The 16,370-nt window shown below is 67.2% G+C and carries 19 protein-coding genes and 1 pseudogene; 18 read left to right on the forward strand and 2 right to left on the reverse strand.

Annotated features, from left to right (window positions below; all coding sequences use genetic code 11):
• Positions 1 to 29: 29 nt before the first annotated feature.
• A complete protein-coding gene (locus N4G66_RS18940; protein WP_261705387.1) occupies positions 30 to 1,034 on the reverse strand; it encodes a helix-turn-helix domain-containing protein in 1,005 nt (334 codons plus the stop codon).
• Between the two features lie 413 nt (positions 1,035 to 1,447).
• Between N4G66_RS18940 and N4G66_RS18945 the strand changes: the two are divergent.
• The 7 genes and pseudogenes from N4G66_RS18945 to N4G66_RS18975 form a co-directional block, all read left to right on the forward strand.
• Positions 1,448 to 1,612, forward strand: a pseudogene (locus N4G66_RS18945) (transcriptional regulator); the annotation flags it as partial.
• Positions 1,609 to 1,881: a DUF397 domain-containing protein gene (locus tag N4G66_RS18950; protein WP_261705318.1), complete on the forward strand. Its 273-nt coding sequence runs from the start codon at positions 1,609 to 1,611 to the stop codon at positions 1,879 to 1,881. The pseudogene N4G66_RS18945 and the gene N4G66_RS18950, both read left to right, overlap by 4 nt.
• Positions 1,878 to 2,555, forward strand: coding sequence for a hypothetical protein (locus N4G66_RS18955; RefSeq protein WP_261705319.1), 678 nt, complete (start codon positions 1,878 to 1,880; stop codon positions 2,553 to 2,555). Before N4G66_RS18950 ends, N4G66_RS18955 begins: the two co-directional genes overlap by 4 nt.
• Before the next feature lie 146 nt (positions 2,556 to 2,701).
• Positions 2,702 to 7,381, forward strand: coding sequence for a DUF6531 domain-containing protein (locus N4G66_RS18960; protein ID WP_261705320.1), 4,680 nt, complete (start codon positions 2,702 to 2,704; stop codon positions 7,379 to 7,381).
• A gap of 46 nt (positions 7,382 to 7,427) precedes the next feature.
• The gene (locus N4G66_RS18965; protein WP_261705321.1) at positions 7,428 to 8,393 is read left to right on the forward strand and encodes a hypothetical protein; all 966 of its coding nucleotides are present in this window, start codon (positions 7,428 to 7,430) and stop codon (positions 8,391 to 8,393) included.
• 132 nt (positions 8,394 to 8,525) lie between these two features.
• The gene (locus tag N4G66_RS18970; RefSeq protein WP_261705322.1) at positions 8,526 to 8,951 is read left to right on the forward strand and encodes a hypothetical protein; all 426 of its coding nucleotides are present in this window, start codon (positions 8,526 to 8,528) and stop codon (positions 8,949 to 8,951) included.
• A 125-nt stretch (positions 8,952 to 9,076) separates the two neighbouring features.
• Positions 9,077 to 9,478, forward strand: coding sequence for a hypothetical protein (locus N4G66_RS18975; RefSeq protein ID WP_261705323.1), 402 nt, complete (start codon positions 9,077 to 9,079; stop codon positions 9,476 to 9,478).
• Between the two features lie 91 nt (positions 9,479 to 9,569).
• Here the strand turns inward: N4G66_RS18975 and N4G66_RS18980 are convergent, their stop codons facing one another.
• The gene (locus N4G66_RS18980) at positions 9,570 to 10,277 is read right to left on the reverse strand and encodes a hypothetical protein (protein WP_261705324.1); all 708 of its coding nucleotides are present in this window, start codon (positions 10,275 to 10,277) and stop codon (positions 9,570 to 9,572) included.
• A 584-nt stretch (positions 10,278 to 10,861) separates the two neighbouring features.
• Here N4G66_RS18980 and rpsJ point away from each other — a divergent pair.
• Genes rpsJ through rpsQ form a run of 11 tightly spaced genes read left to right on the forward strand, consistent with a single transcriptional unit; the run spans position 10,862 to position 16,274 of the window.
• Positions 10,862 to 11,170, forward strand: a complete 309-nt coding sequence (rpsJ, locus tag N4G66_RS18985) for a 30S ribosomal protein S10 (protein ID WP_003948644.1) — start codon at positions 10,862 to 10,864, stop codon at positions 11,168 to 11,170.
• A gap of 17 nt (positions 11,171 to 11,187) precedes the next feature.
• Positions 11,188 to 11,832, forward strand: a complete 645-nt coding sequence (gene rplC, locus N4G66_RS18990) for a 50S ribosomal protein L3 (protein WP_261705325.1) — start codon at positions 11,188 to 11,190, stop codon at positions 11,830 to 11,832.
• Between the two features lie 4 nt (positions 11,833 to 11,836).
• Positions 11,837 to 12,493, forward strand: coding sequence for a 50S ribosomal protein L4 (gene rplD / locus N4G66_RS18995; RefSeq protein ID WP_037627000.1), 657 nt, complete (start codon positions 11,837 to 11,839; stop codon positions 12,491 to 12,493).
• The gene (gene rplW / locus N4G66_RS19000; RefSeq protein ID WP_189190335.1) at positions 12,493 to 12,909 is read left to right on the forward strand and encodes a 50S ribosomal protein L23; all 417 of its coding nucleotides are present in this window, start codon (positions 12,493 to 12,495) and stop codon (positions 12,907 to 12,909) included. Before rplD ends, rplW begins: the two co-directional genes overlap by 1 nt.
• 39 nt (positions 12,910 to 12,948) lie before the next feature.
• Positions 12,949 to 13,785: a 50S ribosomal protein L2 gene (rplB, locus tag N4G66_RS19005; RefSeq protein WP_261705326.1), complete on the forward strand. Its 837-nt coding sequence runs from the start codon at positions 12,949 to 12,951 to the stop codon at positions 13,783 to 13,785.
• A gap of 12 nt (positions 13,786 to 13,797) precedes the next feature.
• Positions 13,798 to 14,079 (forward strand): 30S ribosomal protein S19, encoded by a 282-nt coding sequence (rpsS, locus tag N4G66_RS19010; RefSeq protein ID WP_024755409.1) that lies wholly within the window; start codon positions 13,798 to 13,800, stop codon positions 14,077 to 14,079.
• A 42-nt stretch (positions 14,080 to 14,121) separates the two neighbouring features.
• Entirely contained in the window at positions 14,122 to 14,469 is a 348-nt protein-coding gene (gene rplV / locus N4G66_RS19015) for a 50S ribosomal protein L22 (RefSeq protein WP_006604878.1), read from the forward strand.
• On the forward strand, positions 14,469 to 15,317 hold the full coding sequence (rpsC, locus tag N4G66_RS19020; protein WP_261705327.1) for a 30S ribosomal protein S3: 849 nt from the start codon (positions 14,469 to 14,471) through the stop codon (positions 15,315 to 15,317). The genes rplV and rpsC overlap by 1 nt, the downstream gene beginning before the upstream one ends.
• 5 nt (positions 15,318 to 15,322) lie before the next feature.
• Positions 15,323 to 15,742, forward strand: a complete 420-nt coding sequence (rplP, locus tag N4G66_RS19025; RefSeq protein WP_099500627.1) for a 50S ribosomal protein L16 — start codon at positions 15,323 to 15,325, stop codon at positions 15,740 to 15,742.
• Entirely contained in the window at positions 15,742 to 15,966 is a 225-nt protein-coding gene (rpmC, locus tag N4G66_RS19030) for a 50S ribosomal protein L29 (protein ID WP_003998824.1), read from the forward strand. Before rplP ends, rpmC begins: the two co-directional genes overlap by 1 nt.
• Positions 15,966 to 16,274 carry a 30S ribosomal protein S17 gene (rpsQ, locus tag N4G66_RS19035; protein WP_261705328.1) on the forward strand — a complete coding sequence of 103 codons (309 nt, stop codon included), beginning with the start codon at positions 15,966 to 15,968 and terminating at the stop codon, positions 16,272 to 16,274. Before rpmC ends, rpsQ begins: the two co-directional genes overlap by 1 nt.
• Positions 16,275 to 16,370 lie beyond the last annotated feature (96 nt).

Here is a 16,370-nt window from a genome sequence, read left to right on the forward strand (position 1 = left end):
GCCCGGGGGCAAGGATCGTCACCTTCATGCTAGGCGGCCTCCAGGGGAACGGATCGGCAGTCGCGGCAGCGGCCGGGGTCCGGGGAACGGAAGGCGCGGTCGCAGCCGTCGCAATTCTGGAGCGGGTGCGGTTGCGAGCGCTGTGGGTGTGATCGCGCGACAGGCGGGGCGATGGCGGGCAGGCGCGGTGGCAGCAGTTCGGTGAGGCGGTGGGCCAGGAGGGACGCCGGGTGGTGCAGACGCTCGCGGGGGAGGCCGCCTGCCAGGGTGAGGCGTACGGCTTCGGAGGCGGCGCCGCGTTCCAGCCAAGCCGCGACGGCCGGGGCGAGACGATGTACGTCGCGCTCCGCGAGCAGCAGGCGCGGGTCCTCGCGGTGCAGGCTCGCGAGGAGTGCGGTGGCTGCGCGGTCCCGGTCCGGGTTGTCGGTGTCGGGGGTGGGGAGAGGACGCTTCGGCGCTGGTGCCGGCCTGAATGCGGGTGTCGGTGTGGGCGTGGCCACGGATGAGGGCGCCTGCGGCACGGGGATCACAGGGGCGGAGTTCGGCCCGGGTGCTGGTCCTGTCTCCGGGCCGGGAGAGGGAACCTGGATGGAGGCCGGCTCATGAGCCGGCACGGGCGTGGGCGGGAGTTCGGGCACTTGCGCGGGGTCGGGCGCAGGCGGCTGGACTGTCGGCTCGACGAGCCCGTGCGGCTGGTTGTACGACACCGTGTGCGTGACGATCTGTCCGCTCGGCAGCCGCTCCCGCCTCCGGGACAGGTAGCCATGCGCCTCCAACTCCCGCAGGGCCGCCGCGATCCGCATCTCGCCATCGGGCAGGCGCGCGGCGAGCGACTTGATGTCCACGCGGGCGCCTTCGGGCAGCGACTGGATGTGGAGGGCGAGCCCCCTCGCGCTGAGGGTCAGCTCGCGGTGCTGGGCGAGGTGGTTGCCGACCACCGTGAAACGGGTGGAATGGCGGACGTTGATGTGGGTGACACCCCGCGGAACACGGGGCTGGGCGCACGAGGGCGCGCTAAGGTTTTGGGAATCCATCGGGAAGTCGTTCTCTTCCTCGTTGGTCAGGCCCTCGATCGGGATGCCAGTCCCGGCCGGGGGCCGTCGCATGTCTGCGATTGCCGTGGTGACAGCGCGCTGGAGCGACGCCGTGGCGCCGGGATGCCGTCGGGGCACTCGGACGCTGTCGCGGCGAGCATATGCCCCCCAACGGGCGCAAAATCCAGCTCAGTTAGCAATGATCACCCTTGAGAGTGATGTGCTACCTGCGGGTGGACCGGTGGGGTTGGGAGGTTTTTTCTTCCTCCGGATTTAAAAGCTTTTGATGTCGTGCGGGGCCGGGACGTCGATCACCGGGACGTCGAGAACCGCGATCCGGTGGCGGGGAGGGCGAGTTCGGCCCAGACGGTCTTGCGCGGGACAGGTCCGGGCGTCACGCCCCAGCGGCCGGCGACGGTACGGCAGTCGGGCGTTCCGATGGCGCGTTCAACGGCCGCCCTGTCTCGGACCCAAGAGACCTGCGGATCCTCGAACTGCGGTATGGCATGATCCGGGCCCAAGCCCTCACTCCGAGGGAGTCGCTGGCCTTCATCGAGCAAGTGCTGGGAGAGGCATGACCCACGGGACCTCGGTCGAGGAAGCTTCCGAGCTGAAGTGGTTCAAGAGCACCTACAGCAGCAGCAGCGAAGCCGGTGACTGTGTCGAAGTCGCGCTGGAATGGTTCAAGAGCACCTACAGCGACAGCAGTAACGGCAACGACTGCGTCGAGATGGCCCCCACCCCCACCAAGATCCACCTCCGCGACTCCAAGAACCCCCAGGGCCCGCACCTCACCTTCGCCCCCACCGCATGGGCCACCTTCCTCCCGTATGTCACGCAGGCGTGAGCCAGGAGAACAGCTCGCGGTGGTCCGCGCAGACGGACCACGTCCATGCGCCGATCTCAGAAACGGGACTCGGCTATGACGTGTTCGCCCCACTGTGGGGGATTCTGGAGCTGGGCGCGGCGACGGAATCGGGGGCAAAGGCTCTGCGGGATGTGTCCCTCGCCGGCTTCGTGGCGGCTCACCGGAACGAGATCGATCGACTCCTCGCGCTGATTCGAGACGTCGGTGACTTCTCTCCCGAGACGATGGCCATCTTCGAGAGCCAGGGAGGATGGAACGACTGCCGCGAGGTGACAGCCGAGTATTTGACGATGTACTCGGGGTACATCGAAAGCTACCCTCCACGGATCGATGACCCGGCTGTGCTGCGGCGCATGGTCCGCATGGGCAGGGACCTCCAACTGGTCACCTTCCTGGATGCTTTGGTGGGAACGGCCACGGTGAGAGGCCCTGGTCCCGGCACGGCTGTTCCTCTGGTCGTCGATGCCGTGCGGACGGCGGGATCGTTGCTGGGTGTCCGGAACGACCGGGTGGTGGCGGACACCTTCCGGATGTGGCGCGTCACGTCCCTGCCGAACATCCTGCGCCCCGACTCACCCCTGAGCGCTGGAGCCAAGGCCCAGTTCAGGACGTACGCCCATGGCCTGGAGCATGCGATCGATCCGTATGCGTGAGTCGCGTCCGACATCGAAGTGGAGAACGCGACAGCCAAGTTGGGCGCCGAGCCCAGCGATTGCTTGATCCACACGTGTCGTCGTCCTCGGGTAAATTCGCTGATGCGTACGAGAGTTACTGAGGCGAACGTGACGGGGGTTGCGGCGTGGCGGGGAATCGGCCGACGGATTGGCATGTCCTGGACCTGGACAAGGACCCCACTCCCGGGGACCCGGACCGGGTGCGCCACTTGGCCAAGAACCTGCACGACTTCGCCGACGACGTCTCGGACGCGCTCCGCCTCATCAAGGGGATGGCGGACGAGGACGCGGTCCTGCAGTGGGCGGGGAAGTCGGCGAAGGCGTTCCAGGACGAGTTCTCGGGTGTGCCGAAGCAGCTGAGGAAACTGAAGAAGTCGTACGAGATGGCGGGGGACGCGCTCGCCGACTACTGGCCGAAGCTGGAGCGCGCCCAGGCCTTGGCGGACAAGGCTCTCGCCAAGGGCCGCGAGGCGCAGTCCGACCTGACCTCCGCCAAGTCCCGTCTGTCGTCGGCCGATTCGTGGGTGACGAAGGCCGGCAAGGAGGCGGACAAGTACAAGGACGATCCGACCGGCAGCAAGGACGCGGAGAAGCCGGACGAGGCGAAGGTGCGGGCCGCGACGCGGGACGCGCAGCACGCGAAGTCGGCGCAGACTTCTGCTCAGTCGGATGTGACGAACGCGAACAGTGCGCTGGACGCGGCGAAGAAGATGGCCGCGGACGCCCGCAAGATGCGGGAGGAGGCCGCGCGGGACGCGAAGTCGAAGATCGACGAGGCTTCCGATGCCGGTATTCACAACCGGAAGTGGTGGGAGGAGGTCGGGGACTGGTTCTCCGACAACTGGGACACCATCGTCGCGGTCTGCAAGGTCGTCGTCGCCGTGGTCGGGATCATCGCGATGATCATCGGGGGGCCGATCCTCGGCGCGATCGTGCTGATCGCCGCCCTCGTCGTTCTCGCCGACACGCTCAACAAGTACGCGAAGGGCCAGGCGTCCCTGTGGGATGTGGGCTTCGCGGCGCTGGACTGCATACCCGGCATGAAGGGGCTGACCACACTCGGTGGGCTGGCCAAGGGCCTCAAGGGCGGTCTGGCCGCGATGAAGGGGCTCAAGGGCGGTCTGAAAGGTATGGCGCTTGCTGCGCGCGGCCTGGGCAAGAGCGCGCGCAGTATGGCCGGCAGGTCGAAGGACGCCTTCGCCCGTATGAAGTCGAGCATTCGCCAGGGCTTGAGCGACCCGATCGACATGGCCACCGGCATGATGTTCCTCCCGCAGGCGGACGTGGAACTGCCCGGTGCTCTTCCTCTCGTGTTCCAACGGCGTGTCCAGTCCGATTACCGGGCGGGTTGGTGGTTCGGCCCGTCGTGGACATCCACCATCGACCAGCGTCTCGAGATCGACGCGACCGGCGTCATCTTCGTCACCGACGATGGCCAGCTGCTCTGCTACCCGCATCCGGTCCGACCGGACGAACCTGTGCTTCCGGACGCGGGACCGCGGCTGCCGCTCACGCGACTCGACGACGGCGGGTACGAGGTGACCGACCCGTTCGCCGGCCTGGTCTACCGGTTCGGGCGGCCGGGTCGTGACGCCTGCGCCCTGCTGCTGTCGCTGTCCGACCGCAATGGTCGTCGGCTCGACTTCGACCACGACGAGGCAGGCCTGCCGTGTGCCGTCCGTTCGTCGGGCGGTTACCGGCTCCGGCTCACGACGGATGACGGCCGAGTCACGGCCCTGCACCTCGTCGGCGGAGCCGAGAATGGCGACGATGCCCTGATCAGGCGCTACATGTACGCGGACGGGAACCTCGCGGAGGTCCACGGACCGGTTGGACTGCAGGTGCGCTTCGAGTACGACGACCGCCTGCGTGTCGTCGCCTGGACCGATTCCAACGACAGTCGCTACAGCTATGCGTACGACGACGAGGACCGCTGCACAGCGGAGGGCGGGGAGGCCGGCCACTACGTTCTGTCCCTGGAATACGAGGGAGCGCACCCGGACTTCCCGGGGATGAGTGTGACCACGGCCATGACGGCCGAAGGGCACGTATCCAGGTATGTCGTCGACGATGCCTTCCTGGTGGTCGCGGAGATCGACCCGAATGGCGCGGTCACCCGTACCGACTACGACTCTTTCCATCATGTGACGGGACGTACCGACCCACTGGGCAACCGCATCCGCATCGCCAACGACGAGTACGGGATGCCCACCCGTGTCATCCGTCCGGACGGCTTGGAAACCTCCGTCGAATACAACGAGTTGCACCTTCCGGTCCGGATCCGCCAGGAGGACGGAACGACGATCCGCCACACATACGACGGGCGCGGCAACCGCACGTCGGTGACGGACGAGTCGGGCGCGACGACGACCTTCGCGTACGACGGGGCGGGGCACTTGGTATCGGCGACGGACGACCTGGGCGACACCGTCTCCGTCCGGAACAACCCGTCGGGCCTTCCCAGCGTGGTGGCCGACCCGCTCGGCGCGACCACCGTGTACCAGTACGACGCATTCGGACGGCTGTGCGCGGTGGCGGACCCGACAGGCGCCGAGACGCGACTGAGGTGGTCGGTGGAGGGGCAGCTGTTGCACCGGTTGGGCCCGCAGGGAAGTGAGGAGTCGTGGACGTACGACGGTGAGGGCAACTGCCTGAGCCATAGCGATGGTGAGGGCCGCACTTCCCGGTACGAGTACACGCACTTCGATGTGCTGGCGGCCGAGATCCGCTCCGACGGCAGTCGGTACGAGTTCGAGCACAATGCGACCTTGCAGCTGACGAAGGTTGTCAACCCACAGGGTCTGACCTGGCACTACGAATACGATCCGGCGGGTCGTCTGACCGCCGAGGTCGACTTCGACGGTCGTCGGGTCGACTACGAGCACGATGCGGCGGACCGGCTCGTCGCGCGGATGAACGCGCTGGGGCAGCGGGTCGAGTATGCGTACGACGCGCTCGACTGGACGGTGGCCAGGACGGTCGACGGCACGACCACCCGGTACGAACGCGACGTCATGGGCCGGGTACTGCTGCTGGCGAGCCCCTTCAGCGAGGTGTCCTATGAACGGGATGCCATCGGCCGCGCCGTCTCGGAGTCCGTCGACGGGCGAGTGCTGCGCCGGGACTATGACCGGCTCGGGCGCCCTGTCCGGCGTGTCACGCCTGGCGGGGCGGTGACGTCGTACGCGTACGACGCCGCCGGGCAGATGTCCGGGATGGATTGCGCCGGGCGCATGCTGCGGTTCAGGTACGACGAAGTGGGCCGCGAGCTCTCCAGGACGCTTTCCCGCACGGGGCTGCGGCTGTCCCGGACCTGGGACCGCTCGGGGCGCCTTGCGGAACAGGCGGTGGTCGGTGCCGCTGGTGCCGTGCTGACGCGCGGGTACAGCTATCGCACCGACGGTCACTTGGTCGCCGTCGATGACGGGTCGGCCGGTCGACGCAGCTTCCAACTGGACGCGGCGGGCAGGGTGACCGGCGTCGAAGCACGGGGCTGGCGGGAACGGTACGCCTACGACGCGAACGGCAACCAGACCCACGCGGAGTGGCCGGACCGGCACCCTGGCGCCGATGCCCGGGGTGACCGTCACTACGTAGGCAACAGGCTCGACCAGGCAGGCTCGGTCCGCTATGTCTACGACGCCGCCGGTCGCGTCGTCCTGCGCCGCAGGGCCCGGATCTCCCGCAAGGCCGATGTGTGGCGCTACGCCTGGGACGCGGAGGACCGCCTCACCTCGATGACCACACCGGACGGCACGGTATGGCGCTACTGCTACGACCCTCTCGGCCGTCGGACGGCCAAGCAGCGCCTCGGTGCCGACGGCGCCACAGTGGTCGAGCAGGTGCGATTCACCTGGGACGGCGCGTACCTGGCGGAACAGGAATCCACCGGTCCCGACCTGCCGGATCCCATCGTGACGACATGGGAGTACGACGGACTGCATCCGGTCACGCAGACGGACCGACGTGTCGACTCGCTCAGCCGACAGGAGATCGACTCCCGGTTCTTCGCCATCGTCACCGACCTAGTCGGAACGCCCAGCGAACTCGTGAACGAGGAGGGCGGCATCGAATGGCGGGCTCGCTCCACCCTCTGGGGGACCACGACCTGGAACAGGGACGCCTCCGCGTACACGCCTCTGCGGTTTCCCGGTCAGTACTTCGACCCCGAGTCGGGACTGCACTACAACTTCCAGCGCTACTACGACCCGGAAACCGCGCGTTACTTCAGTTCCGATCCCTTGGGACTCGAGCCGGCTCCCAATCCTGTCGTCTATGTCGCCAACCCGCTTCAGGGCTGCGATCCGTTGGGCCTCGCGCCCCGGTACGCCAACAGGCCGGATCGTTACGCCTGGGGTGGCAGCGTTCGCTACAAGGGGACCGACCACCTCGGCCGTCCGACCGGCATATCCGCCTGCGTCCGAAAGCAGATGGTGATCACTCAGGGCACGGAGGCCGGAAAGATGTGGACCAAGGGCTGGCGAGGACACGGAACCCTCTTCAACGAGGCGCGCGGCCATCTCCTGGCGAACACGCTGGGGGGCGCGGGCAAGGGACCTCACGCACCGCACAACTTGGTGACTCTGACACAGAATCCAACGAACCATCCGCATATGTACGAGATGTTCGAGAAACCCGTCGCCGACGCTGCCATGAAGGGCGAGATCATCCAGTACGACGTATCGCCTATCTACGAGGGCACGAACCCGATTCCGACGCGTCTGGAATTCCAGGCCTTCGGCAACAAGGGCTTCTCGCTGAGCGGTTGGCTGGACAATCCGGCCTCGGGCGTGAGGACGGCATGACGAGAGGACTTGATTAGGCTGCCTTTCGCAGACGAACAGGAGCACCATGACGCGCACCACTCCCCAGCGCCCTGTGGACATCGAGCAAGTGATCCCCGAGCTGTCCGGATACCGCGGTGTCGGCACGCGACTGCACCCGCGGCCAGGGGTTCCGGGCCCGGAGCAGAGTTCTGTCGGCGGCCCGCTCCTGTGGCCTGCGGGCGAGCCGTGGCCCCACTGCGCAGAGCCGCACAAACGCAGGTTCGGTGAGCGCATCAGCGAAGTCCGTCTGACCCGGAAACTCCTCGCCGCGGGGCCGACCGAGGAGGAGTACGAGCTGCTCCGTTCCTTTCGCCGCGGGCGCCACGCGCCCTGGCTCACGGACACGGACCCGATTCCGCTCCTGGCTGTCGCCCAGCTCTACGCGCGCGATGTTCCCGGTCTGACGCTGCCGGGCGAAGCAGACCTGCTCCAGATCTTCTGGTGCCCGTTCAACGCGCACGGAGCCGATCGGAATGTCGGTGTGCACCTCTACTCCCGAAAAGCGTCGGACGTCACCGAGGTCCTGGCCGACCAGCCGGAACCGGAAGTCGTCGGGCGAGCCGAATACGTACCCGAACCCTGTGTCCTGCACCCCGAGGAGGTCACGGAACACCAGTGGGGTGACTTGCTGCCCTACTCGATCCGCGCCCTCCTGGACGACTGGGAGGACTGGGAGGACGAGGACGCGGTCAGCTATCAGTTCGACCTCTCCATTCCCCCCGGCTGGAAGGTCGGCGGCTTCGCCCCGTGGCCCTCCACCGGCCCGCAGGACGTGGTGTGCGAATGCGGACAACCGATGGAACTCCTCGTGACCGTCGACAGCAGGGAGTGGGACAGGGGAACCCGTAGCTGGGTCCCGCTGGAGGACCGTGCTGTGGCGGACACGCAGGCGAACACCCCGACGCGGATTGTCGTCGGCCGCGGAGGCCGTCTGATGATCTTCGTCTGCTCTGTCGACCGGGCGCATCCGCATCGGGTCGTCCTGCAGTGACCAGGAGTGGTGGCGTTGACGCGGGGAGAGGGGCCCACCCCGGCGCGGCGGGGCAGGAAGCGGGATCCGTGCGACGTGTTCCGATCCGCGCCGGATACGAGGTCCGTGTGGGCGGGGTTGTCGGCAGAGGTCATGGAGGCCGTCGCTCGATGCGACGCGGAGCGTCTTGAGTTGGAGCGGTCCCGGGTCGCGCCGGAGTTGCGGGAGAGGATCACGACCCCCGTCTATTCAGTCGCTGATCGGTTCGCGTCCTGGGAGCATGTGGTGCGCCGGATGGAGCCCGGTTGGTCGAGCGACGACTTCTATCCCATCAGCGCCTACGAGAACGGCCTCGACTCCCGTGACTCGCTTGACCAGTTGATGAACGGACAGCTCGCGGTGGCGCGGCAGGGTGCGCTGGGGCAACTGCTGGCGCAGTTGGACGCGCGCTTCGCGGCCGCGAGCGTCCCGGATCCGGAGCGATCTCTGCGCGCCTGGGTGCGTCCGACGAAGGCGAGTCCCGAGGCGGAACTCGCAGAGTGGTGGAAGCGCAGGCCACTGCGTGATCCGTGGGATTGATTCATCGGCGGGTCGGAGGATTGCTGTGGGTATCGGCACCAGGGGGAGCAGTGAAGGATCGGTATGACGTCCGGCCAGACTGGGACTCCGGCGAGGGTTTGATACGTATCGACGACCCTGCCGAGGTGGACGACGCGTTCGAGCGAGGTGAGGGGAGGCTCGGGACTGCGGTGATCGGGCTGGCCTTCAACTGCTCGCTGGAGGAGGCGTCGCCGCGGATCGTCAGGGCGATGCAGTTGCCGGATCGCGATCAGCGAGGTTACGCGTTCACTGCGGCGGGCACCGCTGCCCGGCTCAATGGCACGTTGACGCCGGAGCTGTACGCCGCACTGCGCGCCGAGGGCCCCGGCGGCATCGCCGACGACGCCATCAGGGACACGCTCACGTTCGTGCCGTTCGGGCAACTGCCGCCGTGGTTCAGGTGGCAGACGGCGCGGATGAGAGTGCTGGACAAGCTGGAGTACCTGTGGACGCGGTCCAAGGATGCCGTCGGCGACACCTGGCGATGGTTGCGCCGAAGGCGCTGACTACCGATGGGGGCGTGTGCGGCGCCAGAACGATCCGCTGTCGAACTCGCACGGCCGGCACGGGATTCAGGCTCGGTCCGGACGTCGGCCTCTAGTGCGTCAGCCGTTGCCCCAGGACCGGCAACAACCGATCCCTCAGTAACCGTCCCGCCGGCTCCGACGACAGCCACAGGAGCTTGTGGCGAGTGCCGTCCCGCATCGTCGCCGTCATCCCGGACGTCGTGAGGCCCCGGTGGAGGCGCGCCTCCGACATCTCCGCCAGGGTGATCACCTTGTTCGTGCGGTGGGCCGACCGGATGCTCTCCGCGTCGTAGGCGACCACCTGGTAAGGGTCCTTCGCCGTCACTCCGGAACCGCTCATCGAGTTCGCCACGGAATCCATCAGGCCGCTGCGCACGCGGATCAGGGCGTCCGGGAGCAGCAACAGTTCGCCGTGTATCCAGTCCAGCCACCCCGTCGTACAGGTGCGGGCCAGGAGGCGGGCGGGGAGCAGGCGCAGACGGGAGGCCCGGGTGACCGCCTCGTCCAGGAGAGTGCTCCAGGCATCGAGGGAGCGGACGCGGCGGGGCTCCTGGCCGGTATGGGTGGGGGAGATGAAGAAGAGGTCGGCCCAGCCGCTCCGGTGCAACTCCACGGTCAGCTGGACGTGCCAGTCGGTCGATGCGATCTCAAGGGCCAGGTGCTCGCGGTCGTCCGTCCACAGCACGGGGGACACCTGGAGCCCTTCGGCCGACCAGAACCCCCTGCGGTGCTCCAGCAGCTCTGCCATCCGGTCCAGGGGTATGCCTTCTCGCGTCACGTCGGTGATCCTTCCGCAACGAGATCTCTCCGTGCAGCGTCCGCCCACTCTCACGGCATGTTCACGCCATCAAGAGCGGCGCGGGCCAGAGCGGGTGACGAGCGGAAGGGTGTCGGCTCGGGCTCGGGGCTTCGGTGGGACCCGTCCCGGGATCTTGTTCGTGCCGGGGTTTGACCTTCGTCACCTTAGGGGTACGATCTCCGGCTCGATTGGCCAGCCCCCCGTCCGGTATGGCAGACTAGCGGGGTTGCTCGGTCGAGTGCCGATGCTGCGCGCCTCCCGTCGGGAGGACTGGAAGCGAGTCCCACAGTACTCGTCGCCCCATCTGCCGCGAGGCAGCGCTGGGGCGGACGTACGGGAATCTTCCGGGAAGTGTCAGCGGGGTGCAGACCAGGCGCCCGGTGGGTGTTCTCACCCCCGGTCCTGCGGTTGCTTTCGGGCGGAGCCGCGTCCCTCGGAGGGAAATCCATCACGGATATCCCTGTCGGCAGGAGCGCGACACACCCGACCGCGTGGGTCGGAGGTCAGGACGCGAACCCCCGGGTTCCGGAGCGTTTCACTAGACAAAGGACTACTGAGTAGCCATGGCGGGACAGAAGATCCGCATCCGGCTCAAGGCCTACGACCACGAGGTCATCGATTCCTCGGCGAAGAAGATCGTCGAAACGGTGACCCGCACTGGTGCGTCGGTCGCAGGCCCGGTGCCGCTGCCCACTGAGAAGAACGTGTACTGCGTCATCAAGTCGCCGCACAAGTACAAGGACTCTCGCGAGCACTTCGAGATGCGCACGCACAAGCGCCTCATCGACATCCTCGACCCCACGCCCAAGACCGTTGACTCCCTGATGCGACTCGACCTCCCGGCCGGTGTCGACATCGAGATCAAGCTCTAGGGATCGGTGATCTGAGAATGGCTAAGCAGATCAAGGGCATCCTTGGCGAGAAGCTCGGCATGACGCAGGTGTGGGACGAGAACAACCGTGTTGTTCCCGTCACCGTCGTCAAGGCCGGCCCGAACGTCGTGACCCAGGTCCGTACGAATGACTCCGACGGCTACGAGTCGGTCCAGATCGCCTTCGGCGAGATCGACCCGCGCAAGGTGAACAAGCCCCTCAAGGGTCACTTCGCCAAGGCCGACGTCACCCCCCGCCGCCACCTCGTCGAGATCCGTACCGCTGACGCCAGCGAGTACACCCTCGGCCAGGAGATCACCGCTGAGGTGTTCGAGGCCGGCATCAAGGTGGACGTGACCGGCAAGAGCAAGGGCAAGGGCTTCGCCGGTGTCATGAAGCGTCACAACTTCAAGGGCCTCGGCGCCGGACACGGTGTCCAGCGCAAGCACCGCTCTCCCGGCTCCATCGGTGGCTGTGCCACCCCGGGCCGTGTGTTCAAGGGCGTCCGCATGGCGGGCCGCATGGGCAACGAGCGGGTCACCACCCAGAACCTGACCGTTCACGCCGTTGACGCGGAGAAGGGCCTGCTCCTCATCAAGGGAGCCATCCCGGGTCCGAACGGCGGCCTCGTCCTGGTCCGTACCGCGGCCAAGGGGGCTTGAGGACATGAGCACCATTGACATTCTGTCGCCCTCCGGCGACACCGCCGGGACCGTTGAGCTCCCGGCCGAGATCTTCGACGTAGAGAAGATCAGCATCCCGCTGCTTCACCAGGTTGTCGTCGCGCAGCTGGCCGCGGCCCGTCAGGGCACGCACAAGGTCAAGCGTCGTGGCGAGGTCCGTGGTGGTGGCCGCAAGCCTTACCGCCAGAAGGGCACCGGCCGCGCCCGTCAGGGTTCGACCCGCGCGCCGCAGTTCGCCGGCGGTGGCGTCGTTCACGGCCCCACGCCGCGTGACTACTCGCAGCGGACCCCGAAGAAGATGAAGGCCGCGGCCCTGCGCCACGCCCTCACCGACCGGGCCCGCAACGCTCGCATCCACGTCATCACCGGCGTGATCGAGGGCGAGACCCCCTCCACCAAGGCCGCGAAGAGCTTCCTCGGAAAGGTCAGCGAGCGCAAGAACGTGCTCCTGGTCATCGAGCGCTCCGACGAGGCCGCGCTGCTCTCCGCGCGCAACCTGCCCCAGGTCCACATCCTGGAGCCGGGCCAGCTGAACACGTACGACGTTCTCGTCTCGGACGACGTGGTCTTCACCCAGGCCGCTTTCGAGTCCTTCGTGTCTGGCCCCCAGGCCGCTGACACCGAAGGGAGCGAAGCCTGATGGCTACGCGTCACCCGAGCATTGCCTCGAAGGCCGCCAAGGCCAAGAAGGTCGCGCGCGTCGCCAAGGCGAAGCGCCACGAGGCCGAAGGCAAGAACACCGTCGAGACCCCGCTGAGCAAGAGCTTCACGGATCCCCGTGACGTCCTCCTCAAGCCGGTCGTCTCGGAGAAGAGCTACGCGCTGCTCGACGAGGGCAAGTACACCTTCGTCGTGGACCCGCGGGCCAACAAGACCCAGATCAAGCAGGCCGTCCAGGCGGTCTTCTCGGTCAAGGTCACCGGGGTCAACACGATCAACCGTCAGGGCAAGCGCAAGCGCACCAAGACGGGCTTCGGCAAGCGTGCCGACAGCAAGCGCGCGATCGTGACCCTCGCTGAGGGCGACCGTATCGACATCTTCGGCCAGGCCTCCTAACGGAGTGCCCTGGTCCGAATATCGGACGAGGACTGAGAAATGGGAATCCGCAAGTACAAGCCGACTACGCCGGGCCGTCGTGGCTCCAGCGTCGCCGACTTCGTCGAGGTCACGCGGTCCACGCCGGAGAAGTCGCTGGTTCGCCCCCTGCACAGCAAGGGCGGCCGTAACAATTCCGGTCGTGTGACCGTTCGCCACCAGGGTGGCGGACACAAGCGCGCCTACCGAGTGATCGACTTCCGTCGTCACGACAAGGACGGCGTGCCGGCGAAGGTCGCGCACATCGAGTACGACCCCAACCGCACCGCGCGCATCGCGCTGCTGCACTACGCGGACGGCGAGAAGCGCTACATCCTCGCCCCGCGCAACCTGTCGCAGGGTGACCGCGTCGAGAACGGTCCTGGGGCCGACATCAAGCCGGGCAACAACCTGGCCATCCGCAACATCCCGGTCGGTACCACGATCCACGCGATCGAGATCCGTCCCGGTGGCGGCGCCAAGTTCGCCCGCTCCGCCGGTGCCTCGGTGCAGCTGCTCGCGAAGGAGGGCACCATGGCCCACCTCCGCATGCCCTCCGGTGAGATCCGCCTGGTCGACCAGCGCTGCCGCGCCACGGTCGGCGAGGTCGGCAACGCCGAGCAGAGCAACATCAACTGGGGTAAGGCCGGCCGTAAGCGCTGGCTGGGCGTTCGCCCGTCCGTCCGCGGTGTGGCGATGAACCCGGTTGACCACCCGCACGGTGGTGGTGAGGGTAAGACCTCCGGTGGTCGCCACCCGGTCTCCCCGTGGGGTCAGAAGGAGGGTCGTACTCGTTCGCCGAAGAAGGCTTCGAGCAAGTACATCGTCCGCCGCCGCAAGACGAACAAGAAGCGCTAGGAGCGGGTTTAGATGCCGCGCAGTCTCAAGAAGGGACCCTTCGTCGACGGACACCTTGTAAAGAAGGTGGACGTACAGAACGAAGCCGGTACCAAGAACGTCATCAAGACCTGGTCCCGTCGCTCGATGATCATCCCGGCCATGCTCGGCCACACGATCGCGGTGCACAACGGCAAGACCCACATCCCGGTGTTTGTCACCGAGTCGATGGTCGGCCACAAGCTCGGCGAGTTCTCGCCGACGCGCACCTTCCGGGGTCACGTCAAGGACGACCGGAAGTCGAAGCGCCGCTAACGCGGGGTGGAATCGACCATGACAGACACTGGAAGGACAACCATGGAAGCCAGGGCCCAGGCGCGGTACATCCGCGTTACGCCCATGAAGGCCCGCCGAGTGGTGGACCTTATCCGTGGCATGGATGCCACGGAGGCTCAGGCGGTCCTGCGTTTCGCCCCGCAGGCCGCGAGCGTGCCGGTCGGCAAGGTGCTTGACAGCGCCATTGCCAACGCCGCACACAACTACGACCACACCGACGCCGGCAGCCTCGTCATCTCCGAGGCCTACGTCGACGAGGGTCCGACCCTGAAGCGGTTCCGGCCGCGTGCCCAGGGCCGTGCCTACCGGATCCGCAAGCGGACCAGCCACATCACCGTGGTCGTCAGCAGCAAGGAAGGAACCCGGTAATGGGCCAGAAGGTTAACCCGCATGGGTTCCGGCTCGGCATCACCACGGACTTCAAGTCCCGCTGGTACGCCGACAAGCTGTACAAGGACTACGTCAAGGAAGACGTCGCCATCCGTCGGATGATGACGTCCGGCATGGAGCGCGCCGGCATCTCGAAGGTTGAGATCGAGCGCACCCGTGACCGCGTGCGGGTGGACATCCACACCGCGCGTCCCGGCATCGTCATCGGCCGCCGTGGCGCCGAGGCCGACCGCATCCGCGGTGACCTCGAGAAGCTCACGGGCAAGCAGGTCCAGCTGAACATCCTCGAGGTCAAGAACCCCGAGACCGATGCTCAGCTGGTTGCCCAGGCCGTTGCCGAGCAGCTGTCCTCCCGCGTCTCCTTCCGTCGCGCCATGCGTAAGAGCATGCAGGGCACGATGAAGGCGGGCGCCAAGGGCATCAAGATCCAGTGTGGTGGCCGTCTCGGCGGCGCCGAGATGTCCCGCTCGGAGTTCTACCGCGAGGGCCGTGTGCCCCTGCACACCCTCCGCGCGAACGTCGACTACGGCTTCTTCGAGGCCAAGACGACCTTCGGCCGTATCGGCGTGAAGGTCTGGATCTACAAGGGCGACGTCAAGAACATCGCCGAGGTTCGCGCCGAGAACGCCGCTGCCCGTGCGGGTAACCGCCCGGCCCGTGGTGGCGGCGCGAGCGACCGCCCGGCCCGTGGTGGTGGCCGTGGTGGCGAGCGTGGCGGCCGCGGCCGCAAGCCGCAGCAGCAGTCCGCGCCGGCTGCCGAGGCCCCCAAGGCCGAGGCTCCCGCCGCCGCTGCCGCTCCGGCTGAGAGCACCGGAACGGAGGCCTGACCGACATGCTGATCCCCCGCAGGGTCAAGCACCGCAAGCAGCACCACCCGAAGCGCCGTGGTCAGGCCAAGGGCGGTACGCAGGTTTCGTTCGGCGAGTACGGCATTCAGGCCCTCACGCCGGCGTACGTGACGAACCGCCAGATCGAGGCCGCTCGTATCGCGATGACCCGCCACATCAAGCGTGGCGGCAAGGTCTGGATCAACATCTACCCGGACCGCCCGCTCACGAAGAAGCCCGCCGAGACCCGCATGGGTTCCGGTAAGGGTTCCCCCGAGTGGTGGGTCGCGAACGTGCACCCGGGCCGGGTCATGTTCGAACTGTCCTACCCCAACGAGAAGATCGCCCGTGAGGCCCTCACTCGCGCAGCCCACAAGCTGCCGATGAAGTGCCGGATCGTCAAGCGCGAGGCAGGTGAAGCGTGATGTCGGCCGGTACCAAGGCGTCCGAGCTGCGCGAACTGGGTGACGAGGAGCTTCTCGCGAAGCTCCGCGAAGCCAAGGAAGAGCTGTTCAACCTCCGCTTCCAGGCGGCGACCGGTCAGCTCGAGAACCACGGGCGGCTCAAGGCCGTCCGGAAGGACATCGCGCGGATCTACACCCTGATGCGTGAGCGCGAGCTGGGCATCGAGACGGTGGAGAGCGCCTGATGAGCGAGAGCAACGTGACTGAGCAGACTGCATCCAAGGGCGGCTCCGCCGCGGGCGACCGCGGTTTCCGCAAGACCCGTGAGGGTCTGGTCGTCAGCGACAAGATGGACAAGACCGTCGTCGTCGCTGTCGAGGACCGCGTGAAGCACGCGCTGTACGGCAAGGTCATCCGCCGTACCAGCAAGCTCAAGGCCCACGACGAGCAGAACGCCGCCGGCGTCGGCGACCGCGTCCTCCTGATGGAGACCCGGCCGCTGTCCTCGACGAAGCGCTGGCGCATCGTCGAGATCCTCGAGAAGGCCAAGTAACCATCTGAGGCCCCGGGAAATCATTCCCGGGGGCCCCTCAGGTTCGTTCCGCCAGGCTCGGGGCGGGACCGTCCTTCGACGGTCCCGCCCCGGGAA

The sequence above is a fragment of the Streptomyces rhizosphaerihabitans genome, from assembly GCF_025399795.1.
GTDB classification, from domain to species: Bacteria; Actinomycetota; Actinomycetes; order Streptomycetales; family Streptomycetaceae; genus Streptomyces; species Streptomyces rhizosphaerihabitans.